Source organism: Streptomyces sp. NPDC050988, from assembly GCF_044456225.1.
In the GTDB taxonomy this organism is placed as follows: Bacteria; Actinomycetota; Actinomycetes; order Streptomycetales; family Streptomycetaceae; genus Streptomyces.
This window is the reverse complement of sequence record NZ_JBITFQ010000024.1, coordinates 147,297-164,557: the sequence shown is the minus strand read 5'-3', so window position 1 is coordinate 164,557 and position 17,261 is coordinate 147,297. Positions and strand designations below refer to the sequence as shown.

At 70.7% G+C, this 17,261-nt stretch carries 16 protein-coding genes; 5 read left to right on the top strand and 11 right to left on the bottom strand.

All coding sequences use genetic code 11. From position 1 onward, the window contains the following. Nucleotides 1–508 precede the first annotated feature (508 nt). Nucleotides 509–1,105, bottom strand: coding sequence for a DUF308 domain-containing protein (locus ACIBEI_RS36175; protein ID WP_398894672.1), 597 nt, complete (start codon nt 1,103–1,105; stop codon nt 509–511). 214 nt (nt 1,106–1,319) lie between these two features. Here ACIBEI_RS36175 and ACIBEI_RS36170 point away from each other — a divergent pair, with 214 nt between their 5' ends. Together ACIBEI_RS36170 and ACIBEI_RS36165 are read left to right on the top strand one after the other, a co-directional pair. Continuing rightward, entirely contained in the window at nt 1,320–2,498 is a 1,179-nt protein-coding gene (locus tag ACIBEI_RS36170) for a sensor histidine kinase (protein WP_398894670.1), read from the top strand. Then, nucleotides 2,495–3,154 carry a response regulator gene (locus ACIBEI_RS36165; RefSeq protein ID WP_398894669.1) on the top strand — a complete coding sequence of 220 codons (660 nt, stop codon included), beginning with the start codon at nt 2,495–2,497 and terminating at the stop codon, nt 3,152–3,154. The genes ACIBEI_RS36170 and ACIBEI_RS36165 overlap by 4 nt, the downstream gene beginning before the upstream one ends. A 301-nt stretch (nt 3,155–3,455) precedes the next feature. On the opposite strand, the gene ACIBEI_RS36160 is transcribed toward ACIBEI_RS36165, so the two are convergent. Then, on the bottom strand, nt 3,456–4,385 hold the full coding sequence (locus tag ACIBEI_RS36160) for a diiron oxygenase (RefSeq protein WP_398894667.1): 930 nt from the start codon (nt 4,383–4,385) through the stop codon (nt 3,456–3,458). A 141-nt stretch (nt 4,386–4,526) separates the two neighbouring features. Between ACIBEI_RS36160 and ACIBEI_RS36155 the strand changes: the two genes are divergently transcribed. Then, a complete protein-coding gene (locus ACIBEI_RS36155; protein ID WP_398894666.1) occupies nt 4,527–5,633 on the top strand; it encodes a ferritin-like domain-containing protein in 1,107 nt (368 codons plus the stop codon). Nucleotides 5,634–5,675: 42 nt separating this feature from the next. Here the strand turns inward: ACIBEI_RS36155 and ACIBEI_RS36150 are convergent, their stop codons facing one another. The 7 genes from ACIBEI_RS36150 to ACIBEI_RS36120 all read right to left on the bottom strand — a co-directional run bounded on the left by ACIBEI_RS36150 (nt 5,676) and on the right by ACIBEI_RS36120 (nt 12,517). After that, nucleotides 5,676–6,200: a DUF3291 domain-containing protein gene (locus ACIBEI_RS36150; protein ID WP_398894664.1), complete on the bottom strand. Its 525-nt coding sequence runs from the start codon at nt 6,198–6,200 to the stop codon at nt 5,676–5,678. Between the two features lie 45 nt (nt 6,201–6,245). Continuing rightward, entirely contained in the window at nt 6,246–7,703 is a 1,458-nt protein-coding gene (locus ACIBEI_RS36145) for a peptidoglycan D,D-transpeptidase FtsI family protein (protein ID WP_398894683.1), read from the bottom strand. 17 nt (nt 7,704–7,720) lie between these two features. Continuing rightward, nucleotides 7,721–9,139, bottom strand: a complete 1,419-nt coding sequence (locus ACIBEI_RS36140; protein ID WP_398894662.1) for an FtsW/RodA/SpoVE family cell cycle protein — start codon at nt 9,137–9,139, stop codon at nt 7,721–7,723. A gap of 99 nt (nt 9,140–9,238) precedes the next feature. Further along, nucleotides 9,239–9,601 carry an SH3 domain-containing protein gene (locus ACIBEI_RS36135; protein WP_398894660.1) on the bottom strand — a complete coding sequence of 121 codons (363 nt, stop codon included), beginning with the start codon at nt 9,599–9,601 and terminating at the stop codon, nt 9,239–9,241. Nucleotides 9,602–9,827: 226 nt separating this feature from the next. After that, nucleotides 9,828–11,060: an ATP-binding protein gene (locus ACIBEI_RS36130; RefSeq protein WP_398894681.1), complete on the bottom strand. Its 1,233-nt coding sequence runs from the start codon at nt 11,058–11,060 to the stop codon at nt 9,828–9,830. Between the two features lie 32 nt (nt 11,061–11,092). Next, entirely contained in the window at nt 11,093–11,833 is a 741-nt protein-coding gene (locus ACIBEI_RS36125) for a hypothetical protein (RefSeq protein WP_398894658.1), read from the bottom strand. 177 nt (nt 11,834–12,010) lie between these two features. Continuing rightward, entirely contained in the window at nt 12,011–12,517 is a 507-nt protein-coding gene (locus ACIBEI_RS36120; RefSeq protein WP_398894657.1) for a dual specificity protein phosphatase family protein, read from the bottom strand. A gap of 90 nt (nt 12,518–12,607) precedes the next feature. On the opposite strand from ACIBEI_RS36120, the gene ACIBEI_RS36115 reads away from it, so the two are divergent. Further along, complete coding sequence (locus ACIBEI_RS36115; RefSeq protein ID WP_398894655.1) at nt 12,608–13,411, top strand: nuclease-related domain-containing protein; 804 nt, start codon at nt 12,608–12,610, stop codon at nt 13,409–13,411. A 38-nt stretch (nt 13,412–13,449) separates the two neighbouring features. Here the strand turns inward: ACIBEI_RS36115 and ACIBEI_RS36110 are convergent, their stop codons facing one another. Together ACIBEI_RS36110 and ligD are read right to left on the bottom strand one after the other, a co-directional pair. Next, nucleotides 13,450–14,751: a vanadium-dependent haloperoxidase gene (locus tag ACIBEI_RS36110; RefSeq protein WP_398894654.1), complete on the bottom strand. Its 1,302-nt coding sequence runs from the start codon at nt 14,749–14,751 to the stop codon at nt 13,450–13,452. 65 nt (nt 14,752–14,816) lie between these two features. Further along, nucleotides 14,817–15,698, bottom strand: a complete 882-nt coding sequence (gene ligD / locus ACIBEI_RS36105; protein ID WP_398894653.1) for a non-homologous end-joining DNA ligase — start codon at nt 15,696–15,698, stop codon at nt 14,817–14,819. Nucleotides 15,699–15,769: 71 nt separating this feature from the next. Between ligD and ACIBEI_RS36100 the strand changes: the two genes are divergently transcribed. Continuing rightward, nucleotides 15,770–16,771, top strand: a complete 1,002-nt coding sequence (locus ACIBEI_RS36100) for a Ku protein (RefSeq protein ID WP_398894652.1) — start codon at nt 15,770–15,772, stop codon at nt 16,769–16,771. Nucleotides 16,772–17,261 lie beyond the last annotated feature (490 nt).

Sequence of the window (17,261 nt, the reverse complement as noted above, 5' to 3'; positions counted from 1 at the left end):
TTGTTTGTTTGGGGGTGGTGGTCTTTGGGGCCCGGGGGGGGGTGCCGGCCCGGGGGGGGGGGGGGGGGGGGGGGGGGGGGGGGGGGGGGGTTGGCTCGCCTTGGGAGGGTGGGGAATCGGCCTGAACGGCCTCGTCCTCAAACGCCGGACGGGCTGAATAGCCGGTCGGCGCTGATGGGGGTGGGGGCCTGACCGGCATGTTCGCAAGAGTTGCTGCGAGCGGCGCGGCCCTTGGTGGAGCGGATGATCCGGGAGCCGGCCACGGATGCTGCGCTTGGTCGAGCGGATGATCCGGGAGCCGGCCACGGATGCTGCGCTTGGTCGAGCGGATGATCCGGGAGCCGGCCGCGGACGCTGCCCCTGGTCGAGCGGGTGATCCAGGAGCCGGCCATGGACGCTGCGCTTGGTCGAGCGGGTGATCCGGGAGCCGGCCGCGGATGGTGCGCTTGGTCGAGCGGATGATCCAGGAGCCGGCCACGGACGCGGCGCACCCCCCTGGCGGCGGTGGTCAACGGGTTTCGCGTCGGGCGCGGATGCTCAGGGTGATGGCGGAGACGAGGAACCAGAAGGCGCCGAAGGCGGAGTAGCCGGCGAGGGTGGACAGGCCGCTCGTCTCCGAGGAGGACATGGCAGCGAAGGAGGCACCGGCGAGGACGGACAGTCCGCCGCTGATGACCATGGGCCACTGGGCACCGACGGTGCGCCGGCGCCGGATCGCCACGACGAGCTGGATCGCTCCGGAAAGGAGGGCCCAGATGCCGAACACGAGCAGGGTCGTCCCGATGGTGGAGAACACGGCGGTGATCATCCCTGCTGCAGCGGCCAGGCCGAGAGCCATGTTGATCGTGGCGACGCGGTCCCTGGAGCCGGTGCCGGCCATCCGACCGTCCAGGACCGTGGCGACGACGTCCCACAGGGGGTAGACGACGAGCAGCACGGCCGCGATCACGGTGGGCTTGTCGGGCGACACGAGCGAGGCGGAGGTCGCGACGACGAGTGCCACCCAGACCAGGGAGAAGGCGACCCGGATCAGGTAGAGCGATCGGAGGCCGGGGAGCGTCGTCGAGGGTGTGGTCGTGCTCGGAGTTACAGCGGTCTGAGTCATCAGGTGTCCCGTTTTGTGATTGTGACGGTGTGAGGCGGTCGCCTCGACGAGGAGTCTCGGCGGCCTCGTGAGGGACCGCGTACTTCGAACGAAGTAGTTCTGCCATCCACTTCGAATCGAACGATTCCTGCCGTTCCCAGCACCCGGCCCGGGGGCCCGCCGTCTACTTCATTCGAAGTACGCGGCCGCGGCACACGTGGACGAGAATCAAGCCATGGCCAAGGCGCACAACAACCACGACGAGCCCGTGGCGCCCCTGTGGGTCCGCCGCCCCGAGGCCCTGCACCTCATCGCCTATTCCCTGGCCGCGCTGGTCTTCACCGGCCAGATCGTGGCAGCGATCCTGCGAGGGTCGGACTGGCCGACGGCCCTCTCCGTGCTCCTCGCCGGTGGCGGCGTCGCCCTCTCCTGGCGGATGCCGTGGGCAGGACTGGTCGTGACGAGCGCGGCGTCCTTCGCCGTCACAGCGGTGGGCCACGACCCCCTTTCGGTGTGGATGATGGCGGTCCTGGTCCTCTTCTCGGTCACCGTCAGGGGGAAGCAACCGCTGGTCGGAACCGGCATCGTGGCGGCGTTCTTCCTGGGTGCGTTCATGACGCTGGGAGGATTCAGGGGCGGCGCGATCGTTGGAGCCGCCGCGCTCTTCTCGGCCATAGCGGGAGGCGCGACAGGGGCCGCGCTGCGCATCCATCGCGAGCACTGGCTCATCCTGGAGGAACGGGCCGAGATCGCCATCGCCACCCGCGAGATCGAGGCCACTCGGCGGGTGACCGAGGAACGACTCCGCATCGCCCGGGACCTCCACGATGTCATCGGCCACCAGGTCGCGATGCTGAGCATGCATCTCGGTGCCGCGGAGATCGGGCTGCCCGAGGACGCCGAGTCCTCCCGGCAGGCCCTCGTCTCGGCCAGGTCCAGCGCCCGTACCGTCGTCGTCGAAACACAACGGATCCTCGCGCTTCTCCGCCTCGGAGACGACATCTCCGACGACGAGGCACTCCGGCCGACCCCGGCACTCAGCGGCCTCGAAGGCCTCATCGCCTCTTTCGAGAGCATCGGCCTCGACGTCCGTCCCTCCATCGACATCCCGGCCGGTTTCGTGGAGCCCAGTGTCGGCGTGACGGTCTACCGGGTCGTCCAGGAAGCCCTCACGAATGCCCACCGCCATGGCGAGGGGGCGGCAACAGTGGACGTGCGCGAGCGCGACGGAAGAATCTGCGTCACCGTGGAGAACCACGTCGGTCACTCACCGCGCGCCTCGGGCAGCGGACTCGGACTCGTCGGCATGCGCGAACGCGTCGAGTCCTCCAGCGGCCGGCTGACGATCGACAGCGACGACGGGCGATTCCGCGTCCACGCGGAGTTCAGCCCCTTGGGAGCCACCGTCCGATGACACGGATTCTGATCGTCGACGACCAGGAAGAGATCAGGGCCGGCATCAAAGCGATGCTCCGGCTCGACCCGAGCCTTGTCGTCACGGGCGATCTCTCCGACGGACTCCAGGTCGTCCCCTACCTCCGGGACCACCCCGTCGACCTGGTCCTGATGGACATCCGGATGCCCGGCATCGACGGTGTCGAGGCCACCCGCCGGATCCGCAAGGAGCACGCACCCGAAGAGCTGCGGGTGATCGTGCTGACCACCTTCGACCAGGACGACATCGTTCTCGCCGCCCTCCGCGCGGGCGCCAACGGCTTCCTGAGCAAGACCGTGAGCCCCACCGAACTCGTCGCCGGAATCACCGAGGTCGTAGGCGGCGGCGGTGCACTGTCGGCCGCCGCGACGGCCGCGCTCATCGGCCACATGACCGACAGCCCGCCCCCGCTGATCGACCAGGAACTGCTACGACGCTTCGACGCCCTGACACCCAGGGAGCGGGACGTGATCGTCCTCGTCGCGAGCGGCCTCGGCAACGACGAGATCGCAGCCCAGCTCTCCGTGTCCCCCTTCACCGTGAAAACGCACGCAGTGCGGGCCATGACAAAGGTCGGCGCCCGCGACCGAGCCCAACTCGTCTCATTCACCTTCCGCGCAGGCCTCTACCCCTGAGCCCCGCGCGAGGGGCTGTCACCCAATGAGGGAGCGAGGACGGTCGCGCCCGCAGCCGGCATCGTGCCGGAGGGGACGGGGCGGGGGTGTCCGCCCGCAGCGGATGGCGTGTCAACTCGGGCGCCCTTGAAAGCAACCGATTTCGCGCCAGACCGAGGACGGATACCCCCGGCCCGTCCCCGGCCCCCACGACAACGGCCGCCCGACCAGAACCCGCACCCTGCAACCGGACCGCACCCCCAACCACCCCAGGGGCGCGGGGAACTGCGCGATCAGCCCCACACAACCCGCACCCGACACCTCACGCCAGCAACCCCGAAGACCTCCAAAGCCGCCGCCCAGCCCCCCGCAACACCCCAATGTCATCCAGAAAATCAGTCAACCGCTTAGCCCCCGTCTGCATGACCTCCCGCCGATGCCCACTCGCCTTCACCTGAGCCACCGCCTCCCGCCGGTCAAGCCCCACGTTCTCGTACACACCGGGATTGACGAAGGCCACAGAGAACACCCGAGCGAACTCCCCGGACGTAACCCGCGTGAACTCCTGCGACCACCGAGGCGCGGTAACCATCTGCCGACGCAGTTCCTCCCGCGCGTACCGCACATGCCGCGCCTCTTCCACCACATGGATCCGCGTCACCCCCCGGACCAACGTCTGCACCCGCTCGTCAGGGAACGTCAACCGCTGCATCCAGTCGAGCACCTCCTCACCCAGCAACGTCGCCGTGAACGACCCCGGCGTGGTCGACACCGTCTTGAAGAACCGCCCGAGGTTCTGATGGGCCCGGCTCACCGGATACCAGGGCGTCCCACCGGACGCGATCAGCCGCGCGAACATCTTCGAGTGCCGGCACTCGTCCTCGATCTCGGTCAGCGCATACCGCACATGCGCACTCGTCGCCGCCTTGTCATAAATATGCCGCACCAGCAACTGCATCAGGATGATCTCGAACCAGATCCCCAGCGAGGCCAGCGCAGCGGCCTCGTGCCGCGACAGCAGAATCCGCTGCTCCTCACCCATCCGCTTCCACAGCGGAGTGTCGTACAGCGACACCAACTCCGGCGGCCAGAACCACTTCCCCTCCTCGAAGGGCGCGTCCCAGTCCAGCTCCTTGTCCGGGTCGAAGGAGTGCTTCGCGGAGGAGTCGAGCAGCCGCTCGGCCACCTGCTCCCGGTCCTTGAGCAGACCGAGCGCGTCGCGCAGCACCTCGGCCTCCGTAACGGTCGTCATGGCTGTGCCCACCTCGTCGTACGGGAAGAAACCTCAGGGTCACCGCCGGTCACTCCTTATGAGACTGCTTGTCAGCAAGGCCGTCAATCCCTCGCGCGCAACTTGTTGACCCGTCGTCTACTACGTAGGAGCCTGCGAGACATGCCCACCTACGACCTGTACGCCAACGACCCCGGAGCCCCCCTCTGGCAGGTGCCCGCAACCGGCGCGGCACGGTTCAGCTGGGAGTACGACGAAGGGCGCGACCGTCTGCTGGCCCTCTACCAGAAGGGCAAGGACAAGCAGTGGGACGGCCAGAAACGGATCGACTGGGACCTGGAAGTGGACCCGTACGATCCGCTCGGCACTCCCGACGAGTCGATCTCGATCTACGGCACGCCCCACTGGGCGAGGATGACCGACCGCGACAAGGGCGAACTCCGCAAGCACCTCGCCTCATGGCAGTTCAGCCAGTTCCTGCACGGCGAGCAGGGAGCCATGGTCTGCGCGGCCCGCATCGTCGAATCGGTCCCCGACCTGGACGCCAAGCTGTACTCCGCGACCCAGACCATGGACGAGGCCAGGCACGCGGAGATCTACGCCCGCTTCCTCCACGAGAAGATCGGGATGCTGTACCCGGTCAACGACAACCTCCGATCGCTGCTCGGGGACACCCTCCGCGACTCCCGCTGGGACATGCCCTACCTCGGCATGCAGGTCCTCATCGAGGGCCTGGCGCTGGCCGCGTTCGGCATGATCAGGGACACCACGGACAAGCCGCTGCCCAAGCAGATCCTCGCGTACGTGATGCAGGACGAGGCCCGTCACGTGGCCTTCGGCCGGATGGCGCTGCGCGACTACTACAAGCAGCTCACCGACGCCGAACTCCGCGAACGCGAGGAGTTCGTCATCGAGGGCTGCTACCTGATGCGCGACCGGCTGCGCGGCGTGGAGGTCCTGGAGAACTTCGGCATCCCCAAGACGGAGGCGGAGGAGTACAGCGAGCGGTCCGAATTCCTCGCGCTGTTCCGCCAGTTGCTGTTCTCCCGGATCGTCCCCTGCGTCAAGGACATCGGCCTGTGGGGCAAACGCCTCCAGCAGGCCTACGTCGACATGGGCGTCTTCGACATGAGCAACTCCAACCTCGACCTCCTCATGGCCCAGGACGAGGAACTGGCCGAAAAACTGGACGCGGAACGCTTCGCCGCGGAGGAAGAGGCACGAGTCTCGGAGGTCGAGGAGGCCATCGAGGCCGGAGCGAAGCCCTAGCCCGGGCGGTCAACACTCCTCCGGCTCTAAACTCCTCCGGCTCTAAGCCGGGCACTCCACATCCGGCAGGACCCGGTCCGTCGCCCCCGCCCCGGCGAGAGGCACCGCCTCCCCGGCAGGGAACGACGTCCGCAGCGTGAACGCGTACGCAGTCGCCCCCTGCGCCCGCAGATGCACCAGCCGCTCCTCCGCCTCGGCGACCGTCGGCCGGTGCCCGGCCGGCACCCACCACAGAGCCGTCATCGCCTCCTGGACCCGCTCGAACCACTCCCGGCGCCGGGCGAGGAGCTCACGGTGCTGCCCCTGGTACATGAACGCGGTCAGGGCGTTGGCGTCCCGCCACACCGTCAGGTTGATGATCAGCCAGTCGTCGCCGAAGACGGACGTGTCCGTCGCGTTGCCGGAGTCGCTCTGCAGACGCCAGACGAAACCGTCCGCGGCGTCGGCGACCGCGTTCACCGGGGCGAGGGCGTCGACGAAGTCCTTCAACTGCGGGGAGTCCAGCGGGGCTTTGAGTCGGGAGATGTTCACCTGGGCGAGTTCGTACGCGGCTGCGGGCTGAGTCATGAACCGAACGGTAGGTCGGGAGACGGGAGCGCAACACCCCCCGTCTCACGGAGTGAGCGCCGCCTCCATCACAGCCCGTGCGATCGGCGCCGCGTCCCCGCCCCCGCTGATGTCCCCCCGTTCGGCCTCCGCGTCCTCGACGACGACCGCGACGGCCACGGCCGGCTCCATCGCGTCGTCGGCCTTCGCCCAGGAGATGAACCAGGCATACGGCGTACCGGAGTTGTGGATGCCGTGCTGGGCCGTGCCGGACTTGCCGCCCACCGTGGCGCCGGGGATGGCGGCGTTCTTTCCGGTGCCCCGCTCCACCACGTCCGTCATCAGCTCGCGCAGCTGTACGGCGGTGGCGGGGTTCATGGCCTGCCGGAGGGTGCGCTGCCCGGTGGCCGACACGGTGTCGCCGTCGTCGGTGGTCGTCCGCTCCACCAGGTGGGGCGTACGCACCGAGCCGTTGTTCGCGACGGCCCCGGCGACCATCGCCATCTGGAGCGGCGTCGCCCGGGTGTTGTACTGGCCGATGGAGGAGAGCGCGAGCTGCGCCTGGTCCACCCGGGTGTCGAAGGTGCTGGGGGAGACCCGGAACGGGATCCTCAACTGCCGTTCGTTGAAGCCGAATCCGGACGCCGCGGCCCGCATGCCGACGACCCCCACGTCCACGCCCAGATTGGCGAAGACGGTGTTGCACGACCACGTGAAGGCGTACCGCAGGGACGCGTCCGCGCACCCCTCGACCTCGTTCGTCAGCCGGACCGAGCTGCCCGGCAGCCGGTACGGGTCGGGGGACTTCGTGGGCTCGTCGACGTCCTCCACCACACCCGCGTCGAGGGCCGCCGCCGCGGTGACCACCTTGAAGGTCGAGCCGGGCGGGTAGGTCTGCCGCACGGCCCGGTTGAGCATCGGCTTGTTGGCCGCCTGGTTCAGGCGAGTCCACGCCCGGGCCACCCCCGAGTCCGTCCCGGAGAGCTCCTCGGGGTCGTAGGAGGGGGTGGAGACCAGTGCCAGGATCCGTCCCGTGGACGGTTCGAGCGCGGCCACCGCGCCCCGCCGGTCGCCGAGCCCCGCGAACGCCGCCTCCTGCGCGGCCGGGTCGAGGGTCGTGACGACGTGGCCGCCGGGGTTGCGGGCCCGGGTGAGGTCGTTCCACAGGGGGAGCGGCGACAGCAGCGGGTCGGTGCCCGCCAGGATGTCGTCCTCGGCGCCCTCCAGCAGATTCGTCCCGTACACCTGCGAGGCGAAGCCGGTGACGGGCGCGTACAACGGGCCGTTTCTGTACGTCCGTTCGTAGCGGAACTGCTGGCCCGAATCCTTGGAACCGGTGACCGGCTTGCCGCCGACAAGGATGTCGCCGCGCGGCTGGCCGTAGCGGGCGATCGTGTGTCGGCGGTTGGCCGGGTTCTCGTCGTACGAGCGGGCCTGGACGAGCTGGATGCGGGTGGCGTTGACGAGGAGGGCGATGAGGAGCAGGGCGCAGAAGGCGGCGGCATGCCGGATGTACCGGGTCATGGGACGGCCGTTCCCGGTCATGGCGTGACCCCTCCTTCGATCCCCTCGGCCGCCGAAGCCGAAGCCGAAGCCGTCGTCGCCGTCGCCGTCGCCGTCCCGGACCGGCCACGCGCCGAGTCGCTGAGGCGCATCAGCAGGGCCACGATGATCCAGTTGGTGACGACCGACGAACCGCCCTGTGCCAGGAAGGGCATCGCCATGCCGGTGAGCGGGATCAGCCCCGTCACGCCGCCCGCGATCACGAAGACCTGGAGGGCCACGATCGAGGCGAGCCCGACGGCGACCAGCCGGCCGAAGGGGTCGCGCAGGGCGAGGCCCGTCCGGTAGCCGCGCTCGACCAGCAGCCCGTACAGGAGGAAGATCGCGGAGAGGCCGGCCAGGCCCAGTTCCTCGCCCGCCGTGGCCAGGATGAAGTCAGACTTGGCGGCGAAGCCGATGAGGATGGAGTGGCCGAGGCCGAGTCCCGTGCCGAGCATCCCGCCGGCGGCGAACGAGAAGAGCGACTGGGCGAGTTGGTTCGGACCCCGGCCCGCGTCGATCGACGCGAACGGGTGCAGCCAGTCCTCGACCCTGCTGTGCACATGCGGTTCGAGCCAGCCGACGGCGACGGCCCCGCACACCGCGAGCAGCAGGCCCACCGCGATCCAGCCGGTGCGGCCCGTGGCGACGTACAGCAGGATCACGAACAGGCCGAAGAAGAGGAGCGAGGTGCCGAGGTCCCGCTCCAGGACCAGCACGCCGACACTCAGCAGCCAGATCGCGAGGATCGGGCCGAGGACCCGCCCGGTGGGCAGTTGGAGCCGCCAGACCCGACGGCCGGTGTACGCGAGGGCGTTGCGGTTCGCCGCGAGGTAGCCGGCGAAGAACACCGCGAGCAGGACCTTCGCGAACTCGCCCGGCTGGATGGAGAATCCGGCGACCCTGACCCAGATCCGGGCGCCGTTCACGGAGGGGAAGAAGATCGGCAGGACGAGCAGGACGAGCGCGCTCACGACGGACACGTACGTGTAGCGCTGGAGCACCCGGTGGTCGCGCAGCAGCACCACGACCGCGATGAACAGGCCCATGCCCAGAGTCGACCAGACGAGCTGTGTCGGGGCCGCCGGGTCGTCCGGGGTCTCCAGGTCGAGCCGGTAGATGAGCACCAGGCCCAGTCCGTTGAGCAGGACGCCGATCGGCAGCAGCAGCGGATCGGCGTACGGGGCCCGCAGCCGCACCGCGAGATGCGCGAGGAGCGCGAGTACGCCGAGCCCGGCGCCGTAGCCGACGGCGCCGGGCGGGACCGATCCGGTCCGGGCGATGCCCACGTCGCAGTAGCCGTACACGGAGAGCAGGACGGCCAGGACGATGAGGGTGAACTCGATGCCACGGCGCCGGGGGAGGGGGACGACGGGAGTCGGCGGGTCCGCCTGCGCTGTCGTTCCGGGCGAGAGCATGTCCGGAACGTAGCAAGCGAAACAGTCCATGTCCCGCTATAGAGGGTCAAACGGGCTTCTCGGGTGCACCTCGGTCGCCCCTTCAGGGGCGCCGGGCTTTCAGCACCAGCGGGGCGCCGGACCGATGTTCTCGATGAAGCGGGCCGTCGCCCAGGCCCAGGTGCCGTCCGCGAGGAGGTACCAGAGGTGGTTGCCCTGGACGTTCTCGCCGCTCGTCTTGCAGAAGATGGAGACCTTCTGGTTGTGGCCGACGAAGCCGACGATGGCGCTGCCGCGGGTCGGCCTGTCGCGGAGGTTCAGTCCGCCGGGCGCGGTGACGACGCCCTTGTAGAGCTTGTGGTGACTGCCGTTGTGGTGGTGGCCCCAGTCGTCGTTCGCGAGAGCGGGGCTCGCGGCTCCGACGACGAGGGCGCCGCCGGCGGCGGCTATGCCGATGCGGGTGAGAGCGGTACGCAGTGACATTGCTGGCTCCTCCAGAAGGGGGCAGAGCTGACTTATCGCCACATTATGAGCGCTCTGCGTGGCGCGCCCGCCACGCTGGGCCATCAGAGACAAGCAACCGCTCACCCCCAGCCCCGTCAGGGGCGCGAGGAACGGCGCGACCAGCCACAACGCACCCGCAGTGGCCAACTCCATCCGCACCCCCGAGCTCTGCCGCCCCCGGCCCCCGGCCCCCGTCCCCCGGGGCTCAGCGGAGCGAAAGCGACGCGACAGCCCCACCATCCGCCGCGTTCGCGAACCCCAGCCGCGCCCCCAACACCCCCGCCTGCCCCAGCGCGATGGTCAGCCCCAGCCCATGCCCCTTGGAGCCCCCCTCCGTCCGGAACCGCTGCGGCCCGTGCTCGACGAGGTACGCCGGAAAGCCGTCACCGTGGTCCCGCACGGTGACGAGGTGCCCGTCGACCGTCAGCGACACCGGCGCCCGCCCGTGCTTGTGCGCGTTGGCGACGAGATTGCCCAACACCCGTTCCAGACGCCGCCGGTCGGTCTCCACGACCGCGTCCCGTACGACCCGGACCTCGGTGTCCGTGCCGGACGCCCGGACCACCCGCTCGGCCACTTCCGCGAGCCGCACCGCGTCCACGTCCAGCCGCTCGCTGCGCGTGTCGAGCCGGGAGATCTCCAACAGGTCCTCGGTGAGCGTGCGCAGCGCGGCGACCCGGTCGCGGACCAGCTCGGTCGGTCGGCCGGGCGGCAGCAGTTCGGCCGCCGCGTGCAGCCCGGTCAGCGGGGTCCGCAGCTCGTGGGCGACGTCCGCGGTGAAGCGCTGCTCGCTCTGCAGCTTGCTCTGCAGCGAGGACGCCATCGTGTCCAGGGCGCCCGCGACCGCGGCCACCTCGTCCTGGGGGCGCGTCGGGTCCTCGGCCCGGGGATCGTTCACCCGCGCGTCCAGGTCGCCCGCGCTGATCCGCCGCGCCACCTGGGCCGTACCGTGCAGCCGCCGCGTCACGCGGGTCACCGCGAACGCGCCCACGAGCAGCGTCACACCGATCGCCAGCGCCGAGGAGCCGAGGATCGCCCGGTCGAGGCCGTCGATCGTGCGGACCCCCTGTGAGTAGTCGACCCGCACGGCGAGCGCGTGCCCGCCGCTCGCGGGGCCGGCCGCCCACATCGTGGGGTGCGGGTCGTCGCTGCCGACCATCGTGCCGCGGTCCCCGCCGGCGGCGAGGGTGCGCAGCTCGACGGGCAGCCCCGCCAGGTCGACGCCCGCCCCGTGCGGCAGCCGGTCGCCCGCCTCGTACGCCTCCGTCGCCTCGGTGAGCCGGTCGAGCGCGCGGTCGCGGGCCTCGCCGACGGTCTGGTTGGTCACCGAGACATGCACGAGGGTGCCGAGGAGCGCGGCCAGACCGCAGCACATCACGGCGATGAAGGCGGCGGCCTTCCAGGTGAGGGTGGCCGTCCAGTGGCGCAGGCGCCGCATCCCGGTGGGCGGCCCGGCCGGCCGCGGGCGCCTCACCGGGAGTCCGCGGCCGGGGAACGCGTGGGGGCGGGGCCGCTGGGCGTGGCGCTCGACCCCACCCGCAGGATCTCGTCCTTCGCCGCGAGCATCGCCTTCTGGCGGCGGTCCCAGGACCACACCGTGCGGTACTCGTAGCCCGCCAGCGTCGACGGCGAACGGATGATCACGTCATGGTTCGCGATCTGGACGCTGAGCGTGCTGTCCGTCGTGGCCATGACCTCGACCAGCCGGTGGCCGATGAAGGTGTACGCGCGCACGCCCAGCTGGTTCGAGGGCATCCGCACGCCGAGCACCATGTCGTCCCGGCCGTCGCCGGTGATGTCGCGGTAGTACGGGCGCAGGACCGGGCATTTCCGGCCACGTTCACCCTTCTTGCCGCACTCCTCCGTCCGCTGGGCCGTCTGCGCGTACGAGGCCCCGTCGTCGGTGTAGAGATCCGGATGGCGGGCGATCTCCGCGCGGAAGACGGCGACCGGGTCGACCTTGTGGATGTCGTCGCCCGGCGCGGTGATGCCCTGGACGGTCTCGGTGTCCGCCTCGCCGTAGTCGAGGGCGGGCGAGGCGGCGGGCGGGACCTCCGGCCACAGCCGGGTCGGGCCCACGGCGGTGGACGTCGGGCCCGACCCGCGCAGATCGCCCGGGTCGCCGCAGCCCGCGAGGAGCAGGGCGGCGGCGGGCAGCGCGAGCGCCGCGCGCGCGAGGCGGCGGGAGCCCGCGGGGCGGTTGTGGATCACTGCGCTCCTGCGTCAGGGCCGCTCGCCCGGTGCGAGATCGGCGTGGACCGAGGTGGTGCCGGCGTGGCGCCGGGGTCGTGCCGCGGTCACCGGCCATGGCCGATTACCGCCGCCCGTACACCCTATTCGTACGGAAGTCCTTTTTGTTCACCGGCGTTGTCCGCCGGCCGGAACGGGCTACTCGGCGAGCTCTTCGAGGAGCCGGGCCGTGTCCAGCCCGGCGTGCAGGTAGTCCACGAACAACTCGTTGTGCAGCGCCCACGGGGAACGGCGTGAGCGGATCAGACGGATGGCGTCCTCGGCGGTGCTGCCCGCGCGGATCAGGGCGTGGGCGACGACCAGGCCCGAGCGGTTGTAGCCGTGGTAGCAGCGGACCAGGACGCGCCGGCCGGCGTCCCGCGCCTCGTCCGCGGTCCGCGCGAGCCGCATCACACCGGCCAGCTGGGTGCCGTCCAGCGGTCCGTCGGGGATCGGCCACACATGGTGTTCCACGCCCGGGTCGGGGCCGTGGCCGGGTAGTCGCAGCAGGGTCACTACCAGGTCGAACTCGTCTCGTACGACGGCGAACTCCGGTTGTCCCGACCGGCCCGTGTACTCGTGCCCGCCCATCCACAGGCCGGGCACGATCTCGCTCCACGGGCTGTCCGGGGCCGGCGCATTGGATTGCTTCCCGCGATCCCGCAACGGCGCCTCCCCCACCACTGTCCCCAAAGGTAACCGGCTTCTTGCCCCTGGAGCACCCCGCCTGTTCCCATGGTCGTGGGGTGATGGTGCATGAGCGGACTGCGCGTCATACCGACCTGGCGCCACGGCCAGGAGCGGCTCTACGTCTGTCACACGGACGGCAGGAACGTCGCCTGGTACGACAGGGAGGCGGCCAGGGTCAACCTGCTCAGCGAGGAGCGGCGCGAGGACGTGCTCGACGTGCTCGGGCCGTTCCTGACCGGCGAGGTGACGGTGGGTCCGCCACCCGTGCCCACACCCGCGGAGCTGGCGCGGCTGTCCCTCCACCCGGACGACGACCTCGCGCCGAACCGGCCCGGCGAGGCGCTCCAGATCGCCCTCGACCGCGAACCGGCCGCCCCGCGCCGGATGCGCCCCGATCCACGCCGGCGCGCGCTCATGGCGGAACAGGCGGTGGGGGAGGCCCTGGACCGCCTGGACGGCGCGGGCTGGCACACCCTGCACTCGGTCCCGCTCCCGGGCGGCGACCGCATCCACCATCTCGTCATCGGCCCCGGCGGCCTCTTCGCCGTACGCGCCCTCTACGCCCGCAAGCAGCGGGTCCTGGTGGCCGACCCGATGGTCACGGTGGGCCGCCGCGAGGCGCACCCCCTGCTCCGCGCCGTACGGGCCGACGCCGACCGGGCCTCGTACGCCCTGACCGCCGAGGTCCGACCCGTCCTGGCCGTCTTCGCCCCGTCCTCCCTCGACATCACCGCCCCCCTGAGGGAGGCCCGCGTCCTGACCGACACGGACCTCCCGACGCTGACCCGCCTCGGCGGGACCCTCAAACCGGCGGACGTCGAGGCACTGCACGCGATGGCGCGCGACCGGCACACGTGGACGCGGGTGTGAGGACCCCCAGGACCGGCACCGCGGCTCGAACCACGTGATCAGGGCAGCGGCGCGAAGTGGTGGTCGAGCGCCCAGTTGCCGATGTGCCGGCCGATCCGGTTGCCGACGACGTCGGCGGTGCGGAAGTGGATCCCGCTCCAGATCCGCGCGTTGATCACGTCACGGTTGTAGTCGGCGGACCTCGTGTACGTACGGGTGGTGCCCGTCACCGCCGACTTGACGCGGAGGTCGATGTCACCGCCGGTCAGTCGGTCCAGTACGGCCATGACGGCCCCGTCGTTGGCGCAGTGGCCGCCGATGTACTCCGGGTACGGGGGTGTGGTGAGCAGCGACTCCCACGACGGGTCGGCCTCGGTGGCGGGGTTGCCGTCGGTGTCGGCCAGCCGGATCGCGGTGATCGGACGCCACAGGGCGTGGGTGAACTTGGAGTTCCACGTGGTGATCGTCGCGTCGGCACTGGCCGTGTTGGCGGCGGCGAACAACCGGGCCGCCTCGACGATGTCCAGTCCGTGCCGTGCCGTGTGGTCGCGGTAGGCCGCCTGGAGCTGCTGCGGCAGGGGGTCGGAGAAGAAGCGCGCGGTCTCCGTCTGCCGGGCCGTCCGCCCAGGACTGTTCCTCGCACCCATCGACTTCACCTCGGCGAAGTCCCGGGCGTACCGCTTCGACGTCAGCGGGGGCGGCGGCCCCGGCATGAACCGGTCCGGCGAGTCGAAGAGCATCGGCCGCAGCTTCCCGAGCCACGGGTTCGCGAACGGCCGGAAGCCGGGCGGGGTCGGGCGCCAGACGCCGGGGGCGGGCTTCTTGTCGTACGTCACCGGGTTGTCGCGCCCGTCGTTCTCCCGCAGCTCGACGATCCGCGCGGCGGCGCGCTCCCCGAAGCGGACGCCCCGGTCCTCGGCCTTTCCGTCGGGGATCCTCGCGAGCGACGCGGCGTAGGCGGTGTCGATCCGGGCCTTCGAGGCGGGGAAGTACGTCAGCAGGACCCGGCGGGCGGCAGCCGCCGCGGCCGCCTCGGAGGAGGCGCCGCGGGGACCGCGTACGTGCCACTTGTACGGGGTGTAGCGGCCCTCGATGCCGACGACCGCGTTGTAGACGGCGGCCGAGACGAAGCCGTACCAGAGGAACGGTTCGGCCGTCGGGCGCCCGGCGTCCACGCTGACCACGGCGGCGGCGGTCTCGCTCCAGTCGGTGATCACCCCGGCGTCCGGGACCCGTGCCGAGGCCCGGTCCGGGGAGGCCGTGGCGGCCGTGGGCGCCCAGGGCAGGGCGCAGAGGGCGAGAGCCGTCAGCCCGACGACGAGCGAGCGGCGGACGGTACGGGAGGGCGGTGGTGCTTCCATGGTGCTCCTTTGTTGTGAGGTCCCCCCTCGTCTTCGGTGTGGGTCCCGCCCCCGGCCGGCCGCGCTCAGGGCAGTGGGCCGGCGCGCTCCGGATCGAGCAGCGGGGCCAGCAGGTCGCCGTGGTCCCGCAGCCGCTGCGCGATGTCCGGGGCCAGGAAGGTGAGCGGGCGGGCGGACCGGCACTCCTCGACCTCGGCCCACGTCACCGGCGCCGACACCGTCGGCTCCGCCCGGGCCCGCAGGGTGTAGGGGGTCGCGGTCGTCTTCCGTGCCGCGTTCTGGCTCCAGTCGACGAAGACCTTGCCGGGCCGCAGGCTGCGCGTCATCCGGTGCACGACGAGCCGCGGCAGCGCCTTCTCCGCCTCCATCGCGAGCTGCTTGGCGTACTCGGTCGTCCGGCCCGAGGGCGTCGGCCGCAGCGCCGCCAACAGATGCAGCCCCTTCGACCCCGACGTCTTGGCGTACGCCTCGATCCCGTCCGCCGCGAGCCGCTCCCGCAGCCAGAGCGCCACCTCGCAGCACTCGACGACGGTCGCGGGCGCCCCCGGGTCGAGGTCGAAGACGAGCCGGTCGGCCTCGCCGGGGGCGTCGATCAGCCACTGGGGCGTATGGAACTCCGTCACGAGGTTCGCCGCCCACACGAGGCTCGCGAGGTCCTGGACCAGCACCATGCGGGCCGGCCCCTCCGACCGCGGCACCTCGGCCGTGGTGACCCACTCGGGCGTACCCGGCGGCACGTTCTTGGCGAAGAAGACCTGGCCGTCGGGCCCGTCCGGGTAGCGCAGGAAGGACAGCGGCCGGTCGCGGAGGTGGGGCAGCAGGGCCTCGGCGGTCGTCGCGTAGTAGTGCAGCAGCTCGCCCTTGGTGAAGCCGGTCGCCGGATGGAGGACCTTCTCCAGATTGCTCAGCGCGAGCCTTCGCCCCTCCACCTCCGTGATAGGCGTCATAGGATGACAATTCCACGATTTCTCACTGAAACCTCAGAATTCATCCCGAACCGATCGGAAAGGTGCTGCACGTGCGATCCATATGGAACGGCGCCATCTCCTTCGGCCTGGTCAGCATCCCGATCAAGCTCGTGAACGCCACCGAGAGCCACTCGATCTCCTTCCGCCAGATCCATCTGGAGGACGGGGGCCGCATTCGCTACCGCAAGGTGTGCGAGCTGGAGGAGCGCGAGGTGTCGTCGCCGGAGATCGGCAAGGCGTACGAGGACGCGGACGGGTCGATGATCCCGATCACGGACGAGGACCTGGCGTCCCTGCCCATCCCGACCGCCCGGACGATCGAGATCGTGGCCTTCGTGCCGGCCGACCGGATCGATCCGCTCCAGATGGACACGGCGTACTACCTGGCGGCGAACGGGGTGCCGGCGGCCAAGCCGTACACGTTGCTGAGGGAGGCGCTGAAGCGCAGCCAGAAGGTCGCCATCGCGAAGTTCGCCCTGCGTGGGCGTGAGCGGCTGGGGATGCTGCGGGTCGTCGACGACGTCATCGCGATGCACGGGCTTCTGTGGCCGGACGAGATCCGTACGCCCGAGAGTGTCGCGCCCGACTCCAGTGTCACCGTGCGGGACAAGGAGCTCGATCTCGCGGACGCGTTGATGGACACCCTTGGTGAGGTCGACCTCAACGACCTCCACGACGACTATCGCGAGGCCGTCGAGGAGCTCATCGCGGCGAAGGCCTCCGGCGAGAAGGTGCCGGCCGCGGCCTCCGGCGAGAAGGGCGGTGGCAAGGTCATCGACCTCATGGCCGCGCTCGAAAGCAGCGTGCGGCAGGCCAAGGTGGCCCGTGGCGAGGACGCCGCCGACTCCGCCGCCGACGTCAAGCCCCTTCGCAAGGGTCCTGCCCGCAAGGCCTCGCCCAAGCCGGCGTCCGCCAAGAAGCCGACAGCCAAGAAGACTGCCGCCAAGAAAACGGCGGCAACCAAGAAAACAACTGCGGACGCCACAAAGAAAACAGCCACGAAGAAGGCCCCGGCCAAGAAGACACCCCCACGCAAACGAGCCTCGGCCTGACAGGCCGCCGGGGGTGGGTAGGGGATGAGGTTGGTTCGACGACTGCGGGCCCGGTGGGGGCTGGTCGCGCAGTTCCCCGCGCCCCTAAAAGCACTGGCGTCCAGGCCGGATTGGCACGTGCCGCTCCGTCGTGGTTGCTCGCGCAGTTCCTCGCGCCCCTGAAAACCCGTGGCCTGGGTCCGGTTACCACGTGCGGGTCCGTTCTGGTTGCTCGCGCCGTTCCCCGCGCCCCTGAAAGCCCGTGGCCTAGGTCCGGTTACCACGTGCGGGTTCGTTCTGGTTGCTCGCGCCGTTCCCCGCGCCCCTAAAAGCACCGGTGCCCAGGCCGGATTGGCACGTGCCGGGCCGCCGCGGTTGCTCGCGCCGTTCCCCGCGCCCCTTACGGGGCACCGGGCGGAGGGGGCGTGGCGGGATGTGTGGCCGCAGCTTACGGAGAGACTGGGTTGCGGTCACCGGGTGGCAACGGGGGGTGCGTCTTGCGCTGCGGACG

What these genes read in the sequence shown, in the direction of transcription:
- ACIBEI_RS36175 (WP_398894672.1), bottom strand. Translation starts at nt 1,105, where the DNA reads ATGACTCAGACCGCTGTAACTCCGAGCACGACCACACCCTCGACGACG.
- ACIBEI_RS36170 (WP_398894670.1), top strand. Translation starts at nt 1,320, where the DNA reads ATGGCCAAGGCGCACAACAACCACGACGAGCCCGTGGCGCCCCTGTGG.
- ACIBEI_RS36165 (WP_398894669.1), top strand. Translation starts at nt 2,495, where the DNA reads ATGACACGGATTCTGATCGTCGACGACCAGGAAGAGATCAGGGCCGGC.
- ACIBEI_RS36160 (WP_398894667.1), bottom strand. Translation starts at nt 4,385, where the DNA reads ATGACGACCGTTACGGAGGCCGAGGTGCTGCGCGACGCGCTCGGTCTG.
- ACIBEI_RS36155 (WP_398894666.1), top strand. Translation starts at nt 4,527, where the DNA reads ATGCCCACCTACGACCTGTACGCCAACGACCCCGGAGCCCCCCTCTGG.
- ACIBEI_RS36150 (WP_398894664.1), bottom strand. Translation starts at nt 6,200, where the DNA reads ATGACTCAGCCCGCAGCCGCGTACGAACTCGCCCAGGTGAACATCTCC.
- ACIBEI_RS36145 (WP_398894683.1), bottom strand. Translation starts at nt 7,703, where the DNA reads ATGACCCGGTACATCCGGCATGCCGCCGCCTTCTGCGCCCTGCTCCTC.
- ACIBEI_RS36140 (WP_398894662.1), bottom strand. Translation starts at nt 9,139, where the DNA reads ATGCTCTCGCCCGGAACGACAGCGCAGGCGGACCCGCCGACTCCCGTC.
- ACIBEI_RS36135 (WP_398894660.1), bottom strand. Translation starts at nt 9,601, where the DNA reads ATGTCACTGCGTACCGCTCTCACCCGCATCGGCATAGCCGCCGCCGGC.
- ACIBEI_RS36130 (WP_398894681.1), bottom strand. Translation starts at nt 11,060, where the DNA reads ATGCGGCGCCTGCGCCACTGGACGGCCACCCTCACCTGGAAGGCCGCC.
- ACIBEI_RS36115 (WP_398894655.1), top strand. Translation starts at nt 12,608, where the DNA reads ATGAGCGGACTGCGCGTCATACCGACCTGGCGCCACGGCCAGGAGCGG.
- ACIBEI_RS36110 (WP_398894654.1), bottom strand. Translation starts at nt 14,751, where the DNA reads ATGGAAGCACCACCGCCCTCCCGTACCGTCCGCCGCTCGCTCGTCGTC.
- ligD (WP_398894653.1), bottom strand. Translation starts at nt 15,698, where the DNA reads ATGACGCCTATCACGGAGGTGGAGGGGCGAAGGCTCGCGCTGAGCAAT.